Origin of the sequence: Halomonas sp. TA22 (genome assembly GCF_013009075.1) — a bacterium.
In the GTDB taxonomy this organism is placed as follows: Bacteria; Pseudomonadota; Gammaproteobacteria; order Pseudomonadales; family Halomonadaceae; genus TA22.
In genome coordinates, this window is record NZ_CP053108.1 from 3,265,275 (window position 1) to 3,282,424 (window position 17,150).

General features: G+C 60.3%; 17 protein-coding genes. 8 read left to right on the forward strand and 9 right to left on the reverse strand.

Translation table 11 applies throughout. The features are described 5' to 3' along the window. Positions 1-20: 20 nt before the first annotated feature. The 3 genes from HJD22_RS15470 to HJD22_RS15480 all read left to right on the forward strand — a co-directional run bounded on the left by HJD22_RS15470 (position 21) and on the right by HJD22_RS15480 (position 3,207). Complete coding sequence (locus tag HJD22_RS15470) at positions 21-836, forward strand: ABC transporter permease (RefSeq protein ID WP_217267770.1); 816 nt, start codon at positions 21-23, stop codon at positions 834-836. Positions 837-1,009: 173 nt separating this feature from the next. Further along, complete coding sequence (locus tag HJD22_RS15475) at positions 1,010-2,494, forward strand: amidohydrolase family protein (protein ID WP_217267771.1); 1,485 nt, start codon at positions 1,010-1,012, stop codon at positions 2,492-2,494. Beyond that, positions 2,491-3,207, forward strand: a complete 717-nt coding sequence (locus HJD22_RS15480; protein WP_208654567.1) for a sulfite exporter TauE/SafE family protein — start codon at positions 2,491-2,493, stop codon at positions 3,205-3,207. Before HJD22_RS15475 ends, HJD22_RS15480 begins: the two co-directional genes overlap by 4 nt. Before the next feature lie 388 nt (positions 3,208-3,595). On the opposite strand, the gene HJD22_RS15485 is transcribed toward HJD22_RS15480, so the two are convergent. The 4 genes from HJD22_RS15485 to HJD22_RS15500 form a co-directional block, all read right to left on the reverse strand. Continuing rightward, positions 3,596-4,888 carry a TRAP transporter large permease gene (locus HJD22_RS15485; protein WP_208654568.1) on the reverse strand — a complete coding sequence of 431 codons (1,293 nt, stop codon included), beginning with the start codon at positions 4,886-4,888 and terminating at the stop codon, positions 3,596-3,598. After that, a complete protein-coding gene (locus tag HJD22_RS15490) occupies positions 4,885-5,382 on the reverse strand; it encodes a TRAP transporter small permease (RefSeq protein ID WP_208654569.1) in 498 nt (165 codons plus the stop codon). The genes HJD22_RS15485 and HJD22_RS15490 overlap by 4 nt, the downstream gene beginning before the upstream one ends. A gap of 33 nt (positions 5,383-5,415) precedes the next feature. Beyond that, positions 5,416-6,444 (reverse strand): TRAP transporter substrate-binding protein, encoded by a 1,029-nt coding sequence (locus HJD22_RS15495; RefSeq protein ID WP_217267772.1) that lies wholly within the window; start codon positions 6,442-6,444, stop codon positions 5,416-5,418. Positions 6,445-6,509: 65 nt separating this feature from the next. Beyond that, entirely contained in the window at positions 6,510-7,739 is a 1,230-nt protein-coding gene (locus HJD22_RS15500; RefSeq protein ID WP_217267773.1) for a M20 aminoacylase family protein, read from the reverse strand. Between the two features lie 114 nt (positions 7,740-7,853). On the opposite strand from HJD22_RS15500, the gene HJD22_RS15505 reads away from it, so the two are divergent. Continuing rightward, complete coding sequence (locus tag HJD22_RS15505; RefSeq protein WP_208654570.1) at positions 7,854-8,756, forward strand: LysR substrate-binding domain-containing protein; 903 nt, start codon at positions 7,854-7,856, stop codon at positions 8,754-8,756. Between the two features lie 50 nt (positions 8,757-8,806). Here HJD22_RS15505 and HJD22_RS15510 read toward each other — a convergent pair whose 3' ends face one another. From HJD22_RS15510 to HJD22_RS15525, 4 genes are all read right to left on the reverse strand, one after another. After that, a complete protein-coding gene (locus tag HJD22_RS15510; RefSeq protein ID WP_208654571.1) occupies positions 8,807-9,781 on the reverse strand; it encodes an LLM class flavin-dependent oxidoreductase in 975 nt (324 codons plus the stop codon). 84 nt (positions 9,782-9,865) lie between these two features. Next, complete coding sequence (locus HJD22_RS15515; RefSeq protein WP_208654572.1) at positions 9,866-10,675, reverse strand: sugar phosphate isomerase/epimerase; 810 nt, start codon at positions 10,673-10,675, stop codon at positions 9,866-9,868. A 19-nt stretch (positions 10,676-10,694) separates the two neighbouring features. Continuing rightward, positions 10,695-11,495: a sugar phosphate isomerase/epimerase gene (locus HJD22_RS15520; RefSeq protein ID WP_208654573.1), complete on the reverse strand. Its 801-nt coding sequence runs from the start codon at positions 11,493-11,495 to the stop codon at positions 10,695-10,697. Then, on the reverse strand, positions 11,492-12,478 hold the full coding sequence (locus tag HJD22_RS15525; RefSeq protein ID WP_208654574.1) for an LLM class oxidoreductase: 987 nt from the start codon (positions 12,476-12,478) through the stop codon (positions 11,492-11,494). The genes HJD22_RS15520 and HJD22_RS15525 overlap by 4 nt, the downstream gene beginning before the upstream one ends. A 150-nt stretch (positions 12,479-12,628) precedes the next feature. Here HJD22_RS15525 and HJD22_RS15530 point away from each other — a divergent pair, with 150 nt between their 5' ends. Beyond that, entirely contained in the window at positions 12,629-13,522 is an 894-nt protein-coding gene (locus HJD22_RS15530) for a LysR family transcriptional regulator (RefSeq protein ID WP_248730283.1), read from the forward strand. 216 nt (positions 13,523-13,738) lie between these two features. Here the strand turns inward: HJD22_RS15530 and HJD22_RS15535 are convergent, their stop codons facing one another. Then, complete coding sequence (locus HJD22_RS15535; RefSeq protein ID WP_208654575.1) at positions 13,739-14,662, reverse strand: LysR family transcriptional regulator; 924 nt, start codon at positions 14,660-14,662, stop codon at positions 13,739-13,741. 101 nt (positions 14,663-14,763) lie between these two features. Between HJD22_RS15535 and HJD22_RS15540 the strand changes: the two genes are divergently transcribed. The 3 genes from HJD22_RS15540 to HJD22_RS15550 all read left to right on the forward strand — a co-directional run bounded on the left by HJD22_RS15540 (position 14,764) and on the right by HJD22_RS15550 (position 17,135). Next, on the forward strand, positions 14,764-15,219 hold the full coding sequence (locus HJD22_RS15540) for a DoxX family protein (RefSeq protein ID WP_208654576.1): 456 nt from the start codon (positions 14,764-14,766) through the stop codon (positions 15,217-15,219). Positions 15,220-15,307: 88 nt separating this feature from the next. Then, entirely contained in the window at positions 15,308-16,057 is a 750-nt protein-coding gene (locus HJD22_RS15545) for a class III extradiol ring-cleavage dioxygenase (protein ID WP_248730284.1), read from the forward strand. 52 nt (positions 16,058-16,109) lie between these two features. Then, positions 16,110-17,135: a glutathione S-transferase family protein gene (locus HJD22_RS15550; RefSeq protein ID WP_208654578.1), complete on the forward strand. Its 1,026-nt coding sequence runs from the start codon at positions 16,110-16,112 to the stop codon at positions 17,133-17,135. Positions 17,136-17,150 lie beyond the last annotated feature (15 nt).

Genomic DNA, 17,150 nt, shown 5'->3' on the forward strand with positions numbered 1-17,150 from the left:
TCCGACAGATAGGAAGTGACATGATGAAGAGTGAACAACTAATAAAGAGTGAGCAGATGAATAGGTCGACGCCCTTGTGGAGTGTGATATCGGGTAGCCTAGTGAAGACTCTGGTTGGTTATTGGCCCATCGCCCTGCTTTTCCTGCTCTGGCAGGTTTGGGTGATGGTAATGTCCTACAGCGCTATCGTCATGCCACCTCCGACGGCGGTATTGTGGGACATCGTTACAAACTCTAATATTTATCTCCACCATACCTTAATGACCCTCTCGACGGCGTTGCTGGGACTGGTAGGTGGCATGCTGTTGGGAGGAATGCTGGCGTCACTGTCCTGGTCCTCGAAAGTGGCGTCGGGACTCCTGACCCCCGTTACCGTGATGTTCAGTTCGGTTCCTGTCGTCGCTTTGATCCCCATCATTGCAAGGCTGCTGGGGTATGATGCCTCGACCGTGATCGCAGTGGCTGTCATCATCACCTTTTTTCCCTCCTTTGTGTTCATGACGGCAGGACTCCGTGCTCTGCCCAATGGTTCGGATGGGCTGTTTCGTGTGCTGGGTGCGTCACGGTGGTCCTATTTCCTGCACTTGGCTCTTCCCTCTGCGATGCCTAGTCTGGCTGTGGCGCTGAGGCTGGCATCGTCACAAGCCATTCTAGCCGCCATGGTAGCCGAGTTTCTGATGGGCACATCCGGACTTGGGTATCTATTCGCCATCACTATGGCAGATTTCAGCACCGAGCGGGCTTTCGGTGCCAGCTTGGTCACTACTTTCATTTCATTAGCTCTCTTCCTGATCGCTTCGCGTATCGAGGTTCGTGTCAAGAAACGGTTTGCCTAAAGGTCTTGTGTTGGGCGAGTGCTGGAGTCCGCTTTCCACTCGAATGCGGCCTTTCAAAGTCTCGGCCTCCTGTTGTGTGTGAAACTGCCTGCACTTTTTGAGTTTCTTTCGGGGCTCTGAGGGTCCTTTAAAATCGAAAAGTTGCGTTATGACGATTTCAAGGGGAATCGGGAATGAGACGTGGTTATGGCGAAGATATGAACCGAGATGAGACGATATGGCCTTCCTCCTTTACTGACGAGACGCTGCTGTTGGCACCCGAAGAGGTTCTGTTGCCGGACGGCATCGCGAAGGACCGGGCGGTATTGGTATCGCAGGGGCGATTTGCTGAGGTTGGTACGCTGGAGTGCATGTGTGAGCGACATCCGGATTTGGAGCCGATCCGAATGGCCGGTTACCTCATGATGCCCGGCTTCGTCGATGCCCATCACCATCTTTCGCAGTCGATTGGTAAATCTCTAGTTTTCGGAGAACCCTCCGAGATTTACAAGCGGATATGGGTGCCGCTAGAGGCTAGCTTTGATACTTCATTATTGTATCTGTCGGCCAAGCTAGCCTCGCTCGAGGCCTTGCGTGGTGGTTTTACTAGTGTGGTCGATGCAGGATGTCGTTCTGCTCAGGATAGCGGGATCATCGCTGAGGCGGCGCAGGATGCCGGCTTGCGTTGTGTGCTGGGACTGATCTGTAATGACCGGGCCGGTACCGCCAGCATCGCTAGCCGCGAAGAAATTCTAGCCAGTGCTGAAAAGCATCTGAGTCGTTGGCAGGGAAGTGAGCTGATTAGGCCTTCTCTAGCGGTGTCGATTCCGGAAGTGGCAAGTGATGCCATGATGCGTTATGCCTCGACGATGTGCGCCGAAGCCGGAGTGATTTTTCAGACCCACGCCAACGAACATCTACAGGCCGTGGAGCGGTCGCTAGTGACGCGCCGCGAGCGCCCCATCGAGCATCTTGAAACAGTTGGCGCGCTTGGCCCACAGACATTACTCGCCCATGCTACCTTGGTAACTCCCAAGGAGTTAAGCCTGCTTCGGGATAGCGATACCGCCGTGGCCTATAATCCTGTCGCCAGCGTCTGGAAGGGCAATGCTGTAGCACCTGCCCTACAAATGTCGGAACTCGGTATTCGTTTTGGTCTTGGGACGGACGGAACGCGCAGTGATGCCTTTCGGCTTCTAGACGCTGCAGAATCCAACCAGCGGCTGGCGTTTGGGCTGGCAATTGGCGATTCCTCATGTGGCGGTGGTTGGTTGTGGCTGGAACATGCCACACGAGGAGCGGCCGATGTCGCTGGACTTGGTGATGTAACCGGGGCAATTGCCCCCGGCCTTGCAGCTGACTTTCTTTTAGTCGATATCAATGTGCCGGAAATGACGCCTAGTTGGGACCGCCAGTGGGAACTTGTTCGCTATGCTGGGCGCGAGCAGATCACAGCAGTCTTCACCAATGGCCAGTTGCGTCTCTGGCAGGGGTGGCCCTTGGATTGGGATGGTCGCGCGTTGATGCAGGAGGTGCGGCAAGCTGCCTCGTCGGCGGTGGCCGGAGCCTCTATCCTGCGCATCCATCCCACCTCGGACGAGCACCGTAAGGAACGGCAAAGGGCGACATCCCGAGGTTCTGTCGGTGTCTCGCAGCCCCAGGAGCCGCACGGCGCATGAATGAAGGAGATTTTCTATCCTTCGTGTTGATTGCAGTGACCACCTGTATCGCTGCTTTTATACAAGGGATCGTCGGTATTGGCTTTGCCTTGATCTTGGCCCCGGTCATGGGGCTGCTTCGACCTGATTTGCTTCCGGTTTCGTTATTGCTTCTGATGTTACCGTTGAATCTGTATGTCGCCGCACGCGAGCGAAATGATATTGACTGGAAAGGGGTGGTCTATATCAGTGTCGGACGTGTACCCGGGACGGTGCTGGGATTGCTGGTTCTGTCACTGGTATCAGCCCGGGGGCTCAATCAACTGGTCGGGGGTGTCACCGTGCTAGCGGTACTGAGCGCATTTCTCTTACCTCCGTTTCACCCGAGGCGAGGTGAGTGTGCCGGCGCGGGATTTATCACAGGAATCAGCGAGACTGCCACTGGTGTGGGAGGGCCGCCGATGGCACTACTCTACCAGCATAAACCAGGTTCCGTATTGCGCTCTACTATTGCGACTTGCTTCCTGATTGGGGAGGTCTTTTCCTTGATAATTCTGGTTGCAGTAGGGTTCTTTTATGCTTATCAGCTCTTATGGGTCGCTGCACTACTGCCAGCCTTGGCGATTGGTGGCTTGGCCAGTCGTTTTATGCACTATCGGCTAGACGCATGGCTTATGCGGACTGGGGTTTTGTTGTTTTCTCTGGGATCAGGAGCTTACCTTCTCTTCAAATAATAGTGCAAGAAGGGTGGCCAGCGTCGATATGCACCACGTTGGTCGCGTCTGAGGACGCCTGTACTTCCTCTCTGCCACCGGCATCGGCCATGGCACCGACCGGGTGGTGATCCTGGGCTAATGGGTGACCGCCCTGACCGCATCGACCCACCTTCATCGGCCCGTGTATCAAGATGCTGCTCGAAACCGCCACTCTGCATCTCGATAACCACCACAGCTTGCCCTTCTTGTGGGAGTGCGATATGCAGCTGCATGCAGGCGCGATCCTTTAAAGTTACAAAATTGCACTCAAATCCCTTGGTCGCTGGTTCGAGTCCAGCTGGGCCCACCCCGCCAATACTCTCCGGCCCTCGCTGGGTTTTTACCTTCTGCTTGGCTGGCGTCGCGGCTATTGCATCATCTGCACCAGAATCAGTGAGATCGAGGGGAAGAGGATCAGCAGCCCCAGCCTTACCAGATCCGCGCCGATGAAGGGCACCAGCCCCTTGTAAATGCTCACCAGCGAGACATGGGGCAAGCTGGCTTTGATCACGAAGACGTTCATGCCGATGGGCGGCGTGATCAGGGCGATTTCCGTTACCACCACCACGATGATCCCGAACCACACCATGTCGAAGCCGCTGGCAGCCAGAGTGGGTACGAACAGCGGCACGCAGATCAGGATGATGGACAGCGAATCCATCACGCAGCCCAGCACCAGAAACACCAGCAGGATGATCAGCAGAGTCTGATAAGGGGTCAGACCCAGGCCCTCGATTCCTTGGCGGATGCCTTCGCCCAGCCCGGAGAAGGAGATCAGGTGGGTGAATAGCATGGCGCCGAACAGCACGGCATAGAGCATCACCGAGGTGGCAGCGGTCTCGACGAAGATGCGCTTGAGCTGCTTGAGCCCGAGGCGCCGCTGCAACAGGGCAATCATCAGGGCAAAGCCGGCCCCCATGCCGCCCGCCTCGGTTGGCGTGAACAGCCCCAGGTAGATCCCGCCGATGACCATGGCAAAGAGCAGGGCGAAGGGCCAGACGCCACGCAGCGAGCTCAGTTTTTCCTTGAGCGGCACCGCATCGCCTCGCGGGGCGCTGTCGGGCCGCCAGCGGGCCACCAGCCAGACCACGACCAGATAGAGGCCCAGTCCCAGCAGGCCCGGCAGCACGCCGGCGATGAACAGGTGCCCGATATTGGTCTGGGTGAGGATACCGTAGACGATCAGGATGATGGAGGGCGGAATCAGGATGCCCAGCCCGCCCCCGGCCGCGATGGTGGCTGTGGCCAGGGAGTCCGAGTAGCCGTAGCGCTTCATGCTCGGGTAGGCCACCTTGGACATGGTGGCGGCCGTCGCCAGGCTGGAGCCGGACACGGCGCTGAAACCGGCGCAGGTCATCATGGTCGAGAGCGCCAGGCCTCCGCGGATCGATCCTAGGAAGGCATAGGCAGCGCGGAAGAGGTCATCGGCGATCCCCGAGCGAGCCAGGACATTCCCCATCAGCACGAACATGGGTACGACGGCCATCTCATAGGAGAACACCGCCTGGGTGATGGTCAGCGAGACCATGGAACGTGCCACATCCCAGCTGACCACGAAGCTGAGCCCCGCGATAGAGATGGTCAGCAGCGCAAAGGCCAGGGGAACCCGCAGGAAGGCCAGCCCCAACACACCGAGTAGGGCGACGATACCGACCGTCATAGCGGAGTTCCTCCCTGATCCTGGGCCCCGGGTCCCTTGAAGATCGACGCCGGCAGCAGCGCGGCCAGCCCGGCCAGGAAGGCGGTGAAGGCCATGAACACGTACATGTAGCTGCGTGGGATATAGAGCGCCTGACTTGCCTCATGGATCAGCACGGCCTGCTGTGCTGCCAGCAGGTACTGCCAGGCAATCAGGAAGAGGATCGCCGCCACGCCTACCGAGACCAGAGCATGCCACCAGCGCAGGCGCGGGGAGGAGAGCCAGCGGTCGAACAGATCGACGGCCAGATGCCCACGGTCAGCGGTGACCAATGGCAATCCACAGAAGATGATGACCACCATCAGATGCTCGGTAAGGTCATGGGCGCCATAAACGGGGGTGCCGAACAGCCGGCGCCCCAGGACGTCGCAGAAGGTGAGGGCCACGATGGCAAACAGTGCCGTGATCAGCACGGCTTCCACCCCCAGCCTCACACGATTGAGCGTATATCGCATGGGTCACTCCTGCCCCGAGCGGGGCTGGCCGGGTTATTCGCTATCCAGTGTCTGGTAGCGGCTCTGGTAGAAGTCGACGATCGCCATGGGGTCGTCATAGCCCATCTCGCGCATGTCCTCCGCCCAGCTCTCCAGCATCGCCTCGCGCACCTCCCGTGTCTTGTCGAGCAGGGCTTCGGAGGGCTCATGGAACTGGTTGCCGTCCTCTCTCAGGGCCTCTTCCGCGGCCTGGTTCTGGGCATGGAAACGCTCCCCCCAGAGGCGCGAGAGGTGCTCCCCCGACACGCTCATGATCGCCTCCTGATCCGCCTCGGACAGGGTGTTCCACTTGCGCTCGTTCATGCCGATGAAGAAAGTGCCGTCGTAGAAGCCGCCGGGGAACAGCGTATGGTGTTGCAGCTGGCTCTCCAGGCGGAAGGCGATCACTGACTCCAGCGGGTGCATCGAACCGTCGACGACACCGCTATCGAGCAGTTCGTAGCCGCGGGTGGCAGGGGCCGCCACCGGGACCGCACCCAAGGCTTCCAGCAGCTCGCGCTGGACAGGCCCGCCCATCCGCAGTTTCTGGTTACCCAGGTCCTCGGGCTCCACCATCGGCCGGCTGCCGTGGTGCAACGCGCCGCCGCCCAGCAGACCGACGCCCAACAGCTTCACGCCCTGATAGGCGGTATCGTCGCCGAGGTGCGACTCGATGGTATCCCACAGGGCAACGGACGAGGCGACGGCGTTGGAACCGGTCAGGGGCATCTCGGCGAACCACAGCGACTTGAAGCGAATCGGCTCGTAGGTGAAGTTGCTCCAGGTGATGTCCGCCACGCCCATGCGGGCGAGCTCCCAGTGCTGCTCAGGAGAACCGACGGCGCTGGGCAGGATCCTGATCTGGACGCGCCCTTCGGTGGCCTCGACGACCTGCTCGGCCCAGGCACCGAGAATGTCCGTGCTGATGAAGTGGCTCGGTGGCACCCAGTTGGAGAGGGTCAGGGTGGTCTGGGCATGTGTGACGCCGGCGCCCAGGGCGAGGGCGATACCGACGGCCAGAGTGGTCTTCTTCATGTGGGTCATAGGAGGTTCTCCAGTATTGTTGTTGTCCCTGATGGGCATAGGTGTCGGCCAGTGGCCGAGATGGCTCAGGATGAGCGCAAGGTCGAGGATGAGAAGTACCGGGATACCAAGCCTAGCCAGAAGGCCGCCGCAGGCGTCAGGCACTCATCGTTGAAGTCGTAATGGGGGTTGTGCACGCTGCAGGGCCCCAGGTGATCGCCCTGGTCATAGCCGTTGTCGCCGTTGCCGACCATCAGGTAGCAGCCGGGCACCTGTTCGAGGAAGAAGGCGCAGTCCTCACTGGCGGTCAGCGGTGCCGCGGGACTCTCGACCCGGGTCTCGCCAAACAGTTCGCGGGCGGTCTCGACGGCCAACTGTGTCTCCGCGGGTGCGTTGATCAGCACCGGATAGCCGCGCTCGTAGGCCAAGTCACAGCGACAGTCGAAGGCCTGGGCCTGGGCCTGGGCGATGGAGCGGATGCGTCGCTCCAGGGTATCGCGCACCTCTGGGTCCAGTGTCCGGACGCTCAGTTCGAGCTCGGCTGTCTCGGGGATGATGTTGTAGGAGTTGCCGGCCTGCAGCCGGCCCACGCTAATCACCGAGGCCAGGTTAGGATCCACGTTGCGCCCCACGATGCTCTGCAGGGCCATCACGGTAGCCGCTGCCGGCAGGGTCGGGTCCACCGCCAGCTGTGGCATGGCACCGTGTCCGGCCTTGCCGATGAAGGTGATCGTAACCTTGTCTGAGGAGGCCAGGAAGGCGCCCTCACGGAAATAGAAGTGGCCGGTGGGCTTGCCGGGGTAGTTGTGCAGGGCGAAGAGCGCATCGCAGGGGAAACGCTCGAAGAGGCCTTCCTCGATCATGCGCCGGGCGCCACCGCCGCCGCCCAGTTCCTCGGCGGGCTGGAAGATCAGGGTCAGGGTGCCGCTGCCCGACAGGTCTTCATCGCGATGCAGGCGGGCCAGGGCCTCGGCGGCTCCTAGCAGGATGGCGGTATGGCCGTCGTGGCCGCAGGCATGCATCTTCCCCGCTATCTGGCTGGCCCAGGGCAGGCCGGTCTGCTCGTGAATGGGCAGGGCATCCATGTCGGCCCGTAACCCGAGCCGAGGGCCTGAGCCGTCGCCCCAGCGCAGCACGCCGACGACGCCAGTTTCGGCGATGCCGGTATGCACCTCGTAGCCCCACTCGGTTAGCCGCTCCGCCACCAGGCGGCTGGTCGCGACCTCCTCGAAGCCAAGTTCCGGGTTCTGATGAATCTGGTGGCGCCAGGCTTTCATCTTGGCGAGATCTGGCTGATGCGTCGGGTGAGCTGTCATTCTGTTTACCGTCCAGCGTTACATTATTGTTGATGGCTTCATGCTGGCAGTGGCAAGAGACAACGTAAAGACGACATAATCTGCCTGGTGACAACCTAAAGAGTTCGCTAAGCCATGAAACATCATCAACTCAAGGCCTTGGTTCAGGTGGCCGAGCAGGGATCCATTCGTGGCGCCGCCAGGGCGCTGCATCTGAGCCAAAGCGCCTTGACCAAGGCGCTGAGAGAACTGGAAGCCAATGTGGGGGCCGAGCTGCTGGTGCGCAGCTATAAGGGCGTCGAGTTCACGCCTGCCGGTCAGGCGTTGCTGACACGAGCCCGTCTCGCGCTGTCGACCCTGGACAAGGCCAGGGACGAGATACGCTGGCTACGAGGCGGCGCGGGCATCCAGATCACGGCGGGGGTCACACCAGCGATCGCCGCCACGGCCTTGCCCAGCGTTCTCAACGAATTCGAGCGCGAGCAGCCGGATGCCAGCCTGACCCTGGTGGAGGGCATGCTGACCAACGTCTTGCCAGGCCTGATGGAGGGACGCATCGACTTCGCCATCGCCGTAGCAGAGCCGGACGACCTGCCCTACGAGATCGCCTTCGAGCCATTAGGGCAGATTCTGGTTGAAGCCGCCGCACGTGTTGGCCACCCGATGCTGGCTGCCACGGAGTGGTCCCAGTTGGTGGGAGCTCGCTGGGTACTTAACCTGGCCGCCGGTAGCTCGGCACAGCAGTTGGTGGCCTGGTTGGAGAGGCAAGGCCTTGGCTTGTCACGCCAGGTCGTCAGATGCGACTCGCCCACCCTGATGACGGAGATGATGCGCCGAACCGACCTGATCGGCTTCGGGCCGCACATTCTGTTCCATGATCCCCTGTCTGGCCAAGGGCTGGCCAGCTTCGACTCCCTACCTCCCGTCCCCCCCATCACGCTCGGGCTGCTCAAGCTCCGGGGCGTCCCCTTGCACTCGGGCGCCCAGCGACTGGCTACCCTCTTCACCCGCTACATCACTCCCTCACAGATTCAATGAACTTGGCAAATCCTAGCCTGGCGTTCACCTGCCACCGATACCGGGGCTGCTCAACCGGCCAGCGACTCCGCTGCCAACTGATAGGAGCGGCAGCGCGCCGCGGGATCATGGATGCGGGCGTCGATGATCAGCTCATTTGCCTGGGTCAGCTCGATGAAGTGGCGCAGCCAGTCGCCAACCTGGCGGGTGTCGCCCACTGCCGAACAGGCCATCGCCTGTTGCAGGCCCCGCCGCTCGACCTCGGAAATCCGCTGCAAATAGCCTTCCTGAGGCCGGGGCAGCGGGCCGGGCCTTCCCTGGTGCAGCAAGTTGACCCAATGGAAATGCGAACTGGCATGAAACTGGGCCTCCTGCTCGGTATCGGCGACGATGACATTGGCGCCGACGATGACGTAAGGCTTGTCCAGCATGGCGGAGGGCTGGAAGTTTGTCCGGTAGTGGGCCACGGCCTTCTGCAAGAAATGCGGAGCGAAGTGCGAAGCAAAGGAGTAGGGCAGGCCAAGTCTGGCCGCCAGATCGGCACTGTACATGCTCGATCCCAGCAGCCAGAGGGGCACCTTGTGTTTACCGGGAATGCCGCGAACCGGCTGGCGGCCGTTGTCCAGCAGGTAGTCCGAAAGCTGGCCGATATCCTGCTCGAAGCCCCGCTCCGAGGCATCGCCGCGTAGAGCACGGATGCTGGGCCCGGCGGCGCCTGCTGCGCGCCCGAGCCCTAGGTCGATCCGCCCGGGATAGAGCGTTTCCAGTGTCGCGAACTGCTCCGCCACCATCAGAGGCGAATGGTTGGGCAGCATGATACCCCCGGCGCCCACCCGCAGGCGGCGGGTGGCCGCGGCCAGGTGGGAGACCAGCAGGGTGGTGGCCGAGGAGGCGATGCCCGGCAGGTCGTGGTGTTCGGCAATCCAGTAGCGCTGAAGGCCATGCTGTTCCACATGGCGGGCCAGCATGACTGCCTCGTCCAGGGTGTCGGCGAAGGTCTTGCCTTCGCCGATCATCATCAGGTCAAGTACCGATAGAGTAGCCAAGTGTGACTCCTTCAGATGCGTGGGCCGCGCAGCACATCAGCCGCAGCAGCTCATGGGTTCATTGATGCAAAAATGCAAAACGGATCAGGCTCGGGCCTCGATTTCCGCCCAGTGCGGGCGGGCCTGCAGGCGCGCGTCGATGGCGCGCATGGTCGCCAGGCAGCGCTGCAGCTTGAGGTAGATATCACCACCGTAGTCCCAGCCGAGGATACCGATCCTGCCGGTATAGCCGATGCGGTTCAGTGCGGCGACCACGGCGAAGTTGTCCAGCTCACCACGGTCGACCGGTTCCATGGTCGCTACCCCGCCCCAGCCGAGTGGTGACAGGGCACTGCCGGAGAGATCCACCTGCATCAGCCAGGGTTCGATCGCCTCCAGACGCTGCTTCAGTTGCCCTTCCTGGCTGGCATACCAATGGTAGCCATTGAAGAACATGCCCAATCGAGGGTGGTTGAAGTACTCGCACAGGCGCTGCACCTCGTAGGTGGTCTGTGTGACATGCCGCAGGTGCGGATACAGGGCCAGACGCAGACCACGCCGCTCGATGATCGGCAACAGCGATTCAATGCTGCGCAGAATGCCATCGATGCCATTGGCCGAGGTCTGAATGGCCAGTTCGATCAGCTCCACCCCCTCGACGGTCTCGATGATCCGGCGCAGCACCGCATCGTTACGCCCTTCATGCAGGACCAGATAGAGCCCGGCAATGTCCAGACCATGCCGCGCCTTGACCCCGGGCAGCAGTGACAGGTCGGTGAACGGCGTACCGCCCCAGGCCGAGACGGTGATGCCGTCGTAACCGAGTTCGGCGAGCATCTCGCATTGCGTCTGGAACTGGTACACGCCCATGGAGTTATAGAAGAACGAGTCCAGCGCATGGATGGCATGCTTCATGATGTCTCCTTGCGGTGGCTCAAGAGGGCAGCGGGGTCATGACAGCCCACTCGGGGTGAGCCGCCAGGCGCCGTTCCATAGAGCGGAAGGCCTTATGTGAGCGTTGCAGGTTGCCATACACATCGCCGCCCATGCTTTCCCAGCCCAGCACCCCATAGCGCCCGGAGTAACCGCGCCGCTCCAGCGCGCCGAGCAGGACGAAGTTATCCATCTCGCCTTCATCCAGTGGTTCGATGGTGGCCAGCTCGCCCCAGCCCAGTGGCGACAGGCGTGTGCCAGCGATATTGACCTGGCGCAGCCATGGCCAGAGCGCATCGAGGCGTTGCTCCAGCGCCTTCTCCTGCATGGCATACCAGTGGTAGCCGTTGAACACGATGCCCAGGTTCGGGTGGTCGAATTCCTGGCACAGCGCGACCGCTTCGCTAGTGGTCTGCATGCCGTAGCGCCCATGCGGGTACAGCGCGATGTCGATGCCCTGGCGCTCGGCAATCGGCAGCAGCTGTGCGAGCATCCGCCGGTCCGCATCCGTTACCTGGTCACCGGAGTGCAGGGCCAGCTCGATGCTGGCGCAGCCTTCGATGGACTCGAAGATATTGGTGACGAAGGTTTCCAGACCCTGACGATAGATCAGGTAGATCGCCCCCACGTCCAGCCCCCACTGCGACTTTACCTGCGGTAGCGACGTCAGCTCCTTGCTCCAGGCCGACACCGTCAGCCCCTGGTAGCCCAGTTCGGCCAGCATTTCGCACTGCACAGCCAACGGGTAGGTGCCCAGCTTGGTCTGAAAAATGAAATCCATGTGATGAAGTGGTCGATTCATGCGCTTTCTCCGGGGGCATGGCTGGGAAACAGCGGCAGCAGATGCTCGCCGAGTTCGTCGATCACCTCCGCCGCGGGACGCCGCTGCGGCTTGAAGTGCAGGGCGACATGAGACACGCCCTGCTCCTGCTGGCGCAACCACAGCTCACGCAATGCATTGCGGCCCGCGCGCAGCACACGGCCGGGTTGCAGTGGCGCGTTTGGGTCCCGATCCAGGTCGAACAGCGTGCCGTAGCCATAGGGTTTGAACACGCCGGGCGTACAGGCCGCGCGCCATTGGTCGAGGATTGCCGGGATGCGCTGCGGGTTGGCGATATAGGAAATGATTCCGTCGGTGTTCTGCGCCGTCCACTCGTGCGTCTGCCCGGCGTGACCGATGATGATGGTCGGCAGTCGTGCCGCCGCCGGCTTGGGCACCATTTCTAGACCCCCGGTCAGCTCCCCGTAGAACCGCGAGGCATGCACCGGCCAGTTCTGCTCGGTGACCGAGCGGATGATGCTCAGCGCATCACGGAAACGCTCGGCGCGATTGTCGAAATCCACGCCGAAGGCGGGGTACTCCACCGGCCGGTCGCCGGTGGCCAGCCCCATCAGGAAGCGTCCACCCAGCAGCTGGTCCACGCTGGCGGCCTGCTTGGCGACGATCAACGGATCGCGCAGCGGCAACACGATTCCCGCCGTGCCGATGGCAACGCGTCGGGTGACTGCCGCGAGAAAACCCGCATAGGCCAATGGATCCAGAACCTGGCCCACATCACCGAAGTTGGGATCATAGAAGGGCACATCACGCAGCCAGATCGCCGAAAAATCGGCTTCGTCGACCTTGCGGGCCATCTCGAGATGGTCGCTTAGGGTCGGTCCGACGGTATCAGGGTAGCTTTCCAATGGCGCGATGAAGCCAAAGGTAAGATGGCCGGGTCGAAACACCCGGGCATAACCGGCGTGCTGAGCCAGTTCCGGGGGAAGAGTGGCAGAAGTGGCCATGGGCGCCTCGCAAGTAGAGAAATATCCGGCCCGCTGGGGAAACGGCTATATCAGGATGCGAAGACTGTAATAGGCTTTCACAAAAGGAAAAATAAGCTAGTATTCAAAACATAAAGGAAAATTATTCTTTAATTGAGAAAGGGATGTGCCATGGCCATGGACTACTTCGGTGCGCTGGGCGCATTTGTACAATCCGCCGAGACCCGAAGCTTTACCGAGGCTGGGCGCAGACTGGGCATTTCCTCTTCTGCGGTTGGCAAGGCGATAGCCCGTCTGGAAGAGGAGTTGGGCGCACGCCTGTTTCATCGCTCAACCCGCTCCATCACCCTGACCGCTGAAGGCGAGCTGTTTCTGGAACGTTGCCAACGCATCCTGACCGAGTTCGATACCGCCAGGGCAGAATTAAGCGAGGCTGGTTCCACGCCACAGGGAAAGTTACGGGTGGGCCTGCCACAAATCGGCGAACACTTCATGCATCACCTGATTGCTTTCCAGCAGGCATTTCCCAGCATTGAGCTTGAGATGAGCTTCACTGACCGCTTGGTCAATGTGATCGAGGAAGGTTTCGATGCAGTGATACGCATCGGTGAGATCAGCGACTCGCGGCTTATCATGCGTCAACTCCGCAGCTACCAGCACCATCTGGTGGCTGCGCCAGCTTATCTAGCGCAGCACGGCACACCCTTGCGGCCTGAGGAACTGATCTCCCACGTTTGTCTGCGCTACCGTTTCCCTTCCAGCGGCAAGCTGGCACCGTGGCCGCTGGAAACACAAGGGGAGCCTGCTGTCATCGAGCTTCCCCAATCCGTTATTGCCGATGGGACCGGGCCTTTGCAGGCAATGGCCGAGGCAGGGGTTGGAATTGCACTGTTACCGAACTTCGCCATCGCCGACGCGCTCTTGAGGGGGCGTCTGGTCAGTGTGCTGTCAGAGCATGTCCAGGATCACCGCAGCGTTTGCATCTTGTGGCCCTCCAGTCGCCAATCGCTACCCAAGATCAAAGTGTTTGTGGACTTCATGGTTGCTCGGCTTGGGACTGCCTGATACGTAGATCGCCGCAAGATAAGGTCGCGGTGAGTTCAACCGATCGGCGTGACTACTTCATTAACTTCTCAGCGGGCTAGAGTCTGTCGACCTTTCGCGAGAGCGATGCTGCTGAATAAGAGCAACCCGCAGAATTGAGGGTGCACTGAAGCCCCCGAACTGTAGCGTAATGCCGCCTGGCGAGTCTTCGGGAATCCCGGCACGGTTCATTCTCTCTCATTTCACATCGCCCAACTCCGTTCGTACGAACTCCCGAAAAACCCTCACTCGCGCCGGTGCATCTTTGCCGCTCAGACTGATGGCATAAAGCGTGCCCTCCGACACCCGCCAATCCGTCAATACAGGTAACAGAGCGCCAGAGGCGACAGCCTCTGCTGCGACCAAGTCCGGGATAGGGCCGACCCCACCACCTGCGATCGTCAGGCGCAGCACACTGGCATAGTCGCTGGTGCGAATGATCGGACGGGCAATCACCTCGTGAGAGCGTCCCCGTCGATCTGTCAGCACCAGTTGAGCGGCTCCTACGAACTCACGCGAGACGACCAAGTGATGCTCGGCTAGCACCGCCGGCACATCAGGCAATCCGTACGCAGCGAGGTAGCCGGGTGCGGCATATAGCCCGATTTGGAACTGCGCCACGGGTGAGGCCCGATAGCCCATATCCGGCAGTTGTCCCACGCGCGCTCTCAGCGCCAGATCGACACGGTTGGTTGCGAGGTCAAGCGGCACATCGGTAACCAGAAGCTCGACGGTAATCTGCGGATGTATCTTCCGGAACTTCACGACGATCCGAGGCATTACCTCCATCCCAATATCCACTGGCGCTGTCACGCGTAGGTGCCCGCGAGGTATGTCTTGCGATTGCCGCGCGCCTTCAGCCGCATCGTCCAGCCACACTAGCGCCTCCCGGGCTTTGGTATAGAAGGCAATGCCCTCTTCTGTCGGCGATACTGCCCGTGAAGTGCGTGCTAGCAGGGTCACCCCGAGCCGTCGCTCCAAACGCGATAGGCGGCGACTGATACCACCCTTCGTCTCCCCAAGCTGGCGCGCCGCTGCTGATACCGTCCCGAACTCTGAAACCGCACAGAAAGCCCGGACATCTTCAAGTGCACCACCCAAGGTTTCCAATCTATCAACCATAAGTTCCGATCCTGCCATCTTATCTAAGAATCGAAACTACCTCATCCTACATCGCAAGATCCATTGAGCTTTAACATCTCTCACTTAATAGGTGCTATACCATGAATACTGCGACATTGAACCGTTCTGAGAAAGGTGTGCTCAGCAAGTTAAGCACACTGTCCTACCCGCTGGTGCGGGTCACGACCGGCCTCATACTCATGCCTCACGGCGCGCAAAAGCTCTTCGGCTGGTTTGGTGGTTATGGGCTCACCGACACGGGCGCCTTCTTCGGGGACGCCCTCGGCCTGCAGCCAGGTGTTTTATTTGCACTTCTCGCCGGGATTGTCGAGTTCTTCGGCGGCCTAGCGCTGGCGCTTGGGCTGTTGACAAGGCCCGCTGCTGCTGCAATTGCGGCCCTGCTAGCGGTTGCTTTGAGCGTACATGTGCCGAATGGCTTTTTCTGGACCGCTGGTGGGATCGAATATCCGCTAATGTGGTTGCTGCTTGCCGTGGCTATCTTGCTTCGCGGCGGCGGTGAATATTCGCTTGATCGGTTATTGGGGCTGCGCTTCTGAACACTGTTGTTCATTAGGAGGACGGGATATGACGACGCAAACGTTACCAACGCTTTTCGTACCTCATGGTGCGGGTCCTTGCTTTTTCATGGACTGGGACCCAGCCAATACGTGGTCCCGTATGGAAGCCTGGCTTCGTGCCGTACCCGAACGGCTCGGTGCGAGACCCAAGGCAGTGCTGGTGGTATCGGGACACTGGGAGGCAGCGGAATTCACGGTGAACATTCAGAACAGTCCACCGCTCTTGTACGACTACTCCGGTTTCCCGGAACATACGTACGAACTAGAGTATCCGGTGCCCGGCTCGCCCGAGCTGGCAGAGCGAGTGCAGGCATTGCTCGCGAGGGCCGGCTACAGCACCAACTCAGAGCGAAGCCGTGGACTGGACCATGGCGTCTTCATCCCTATGAAGCTGATCTATCCAGGCGCGGATATACCATTAGTGCAGCTCTCGCTCAGGCGCGGCTTGAGCGCGGCTGAGCATGTCGCTGCCGGACACGCCCTTGAGCCGCTACGCCGCGAGGGTGTGCTCATCATCGGCACTGGCATGAGTTTTCACAACATGCATAGGTTTCGCTTCGATGACTCTGCACTGGATCCGGATTCGGTGTGCTTTGATGAGTGGTTGGCGCAGACCGTGGCGCTACCACCACCCGAGCGCGAGCAGCGGCTGCTTGACTGGGCCTTGGCCCCTGGCGGCCGTGCCGCCCATCCACGTGAGGAGCACTTGCTGCCACTGCATGTCGTTGCCGGCGCTGCTGGCAACGACTTAGGGCGCCAAGTTTTTCAGGATCGAGTGATTGGCAGCATACAGTCGGCCTTCATATTTGGTGGCTGACGTCTGGATTCTGCCTCCAGCTATAAGTGCCGACCAACTTTGGGAGAATACTATGCCAGGCCTCGTAAATGGCCAGTGGGTGAAGGGCAACATTGCCAGCGGCGAAATCAGAGATGGCGCCTTCGAGCGGGAGCCGACCCGGTTCCGTCACTGGATCACGCCACAAGGAGAGTCGAATTCAGAAGGTAGCGCTGCCTTGCCCGCCGAGCCCGAGCGCTATCAACTCTTTGTTGCGTACTTGTGTCCTTGGGCCTCGCGCACGTTGATTTTTCGTAAGCTCAAAGGGCTGGAAGATTTAATTCCGGTATCGATCGCCGATGCCGTGCTGGGTGAAGAGGGCTGGACCTACACGGACCCCCAAGACGCAGGTCCACGCCTGGGTGGGGTGCGGCGCCATTACCAGCTCTACACGGCAAGTGAGCCTTACTACACCGGTAAGGTATCGGTACCGGTGCTGTGGGATCGTGCTCAGGGGCAGATCGTTAACAACGAATCGGCAGATATTATCCGCATCTTCAATAGCGCCTTCGACCATCTCACCGGTAACGAACTCGACTTCTATCCCGCACCACTTCGAAAGAAAATTGATGCTTGGAACGAGTTTATTTATGAAAAGGTCAACAATGGCGTCTATAGGGCGGGCTTTGCCAAGACCCAGGCGAGCTACGACAGCTCTGTAGTTGCACTGTTCGAAGCACTCGATCAACTCGAAGAGCGCCTTGCCAAGCACCGCTACCTTGCGGGGACGTACCTTACTGAGGCCGACTGGCGTCTCTTCGTCACACTGATACGCTTCGACGCAGCCTACCACGGCGCCTTCAAGTGCAACATTTGCCACTTGGAAGATTATCCGAATCTCTCGAACTATCTACGAGAGCTGTATCAGTGGCCCGGCGTGAAAGATACCGTCAACCTCGATCACATCAAAATCGGTTATTACACGAACCCCGCCATCAATCCTGCGCTCATTGTGCCGAAGGGCCCCGCCCTCGACTTTGAGCGAGCCCATGATCGAGGTAATTTACAAGGTGCAGGTATATGGAGACGCGATCATGAAGCCTTGCGAGAGCAGCCCTAGCCTTGCCGAAGCTCG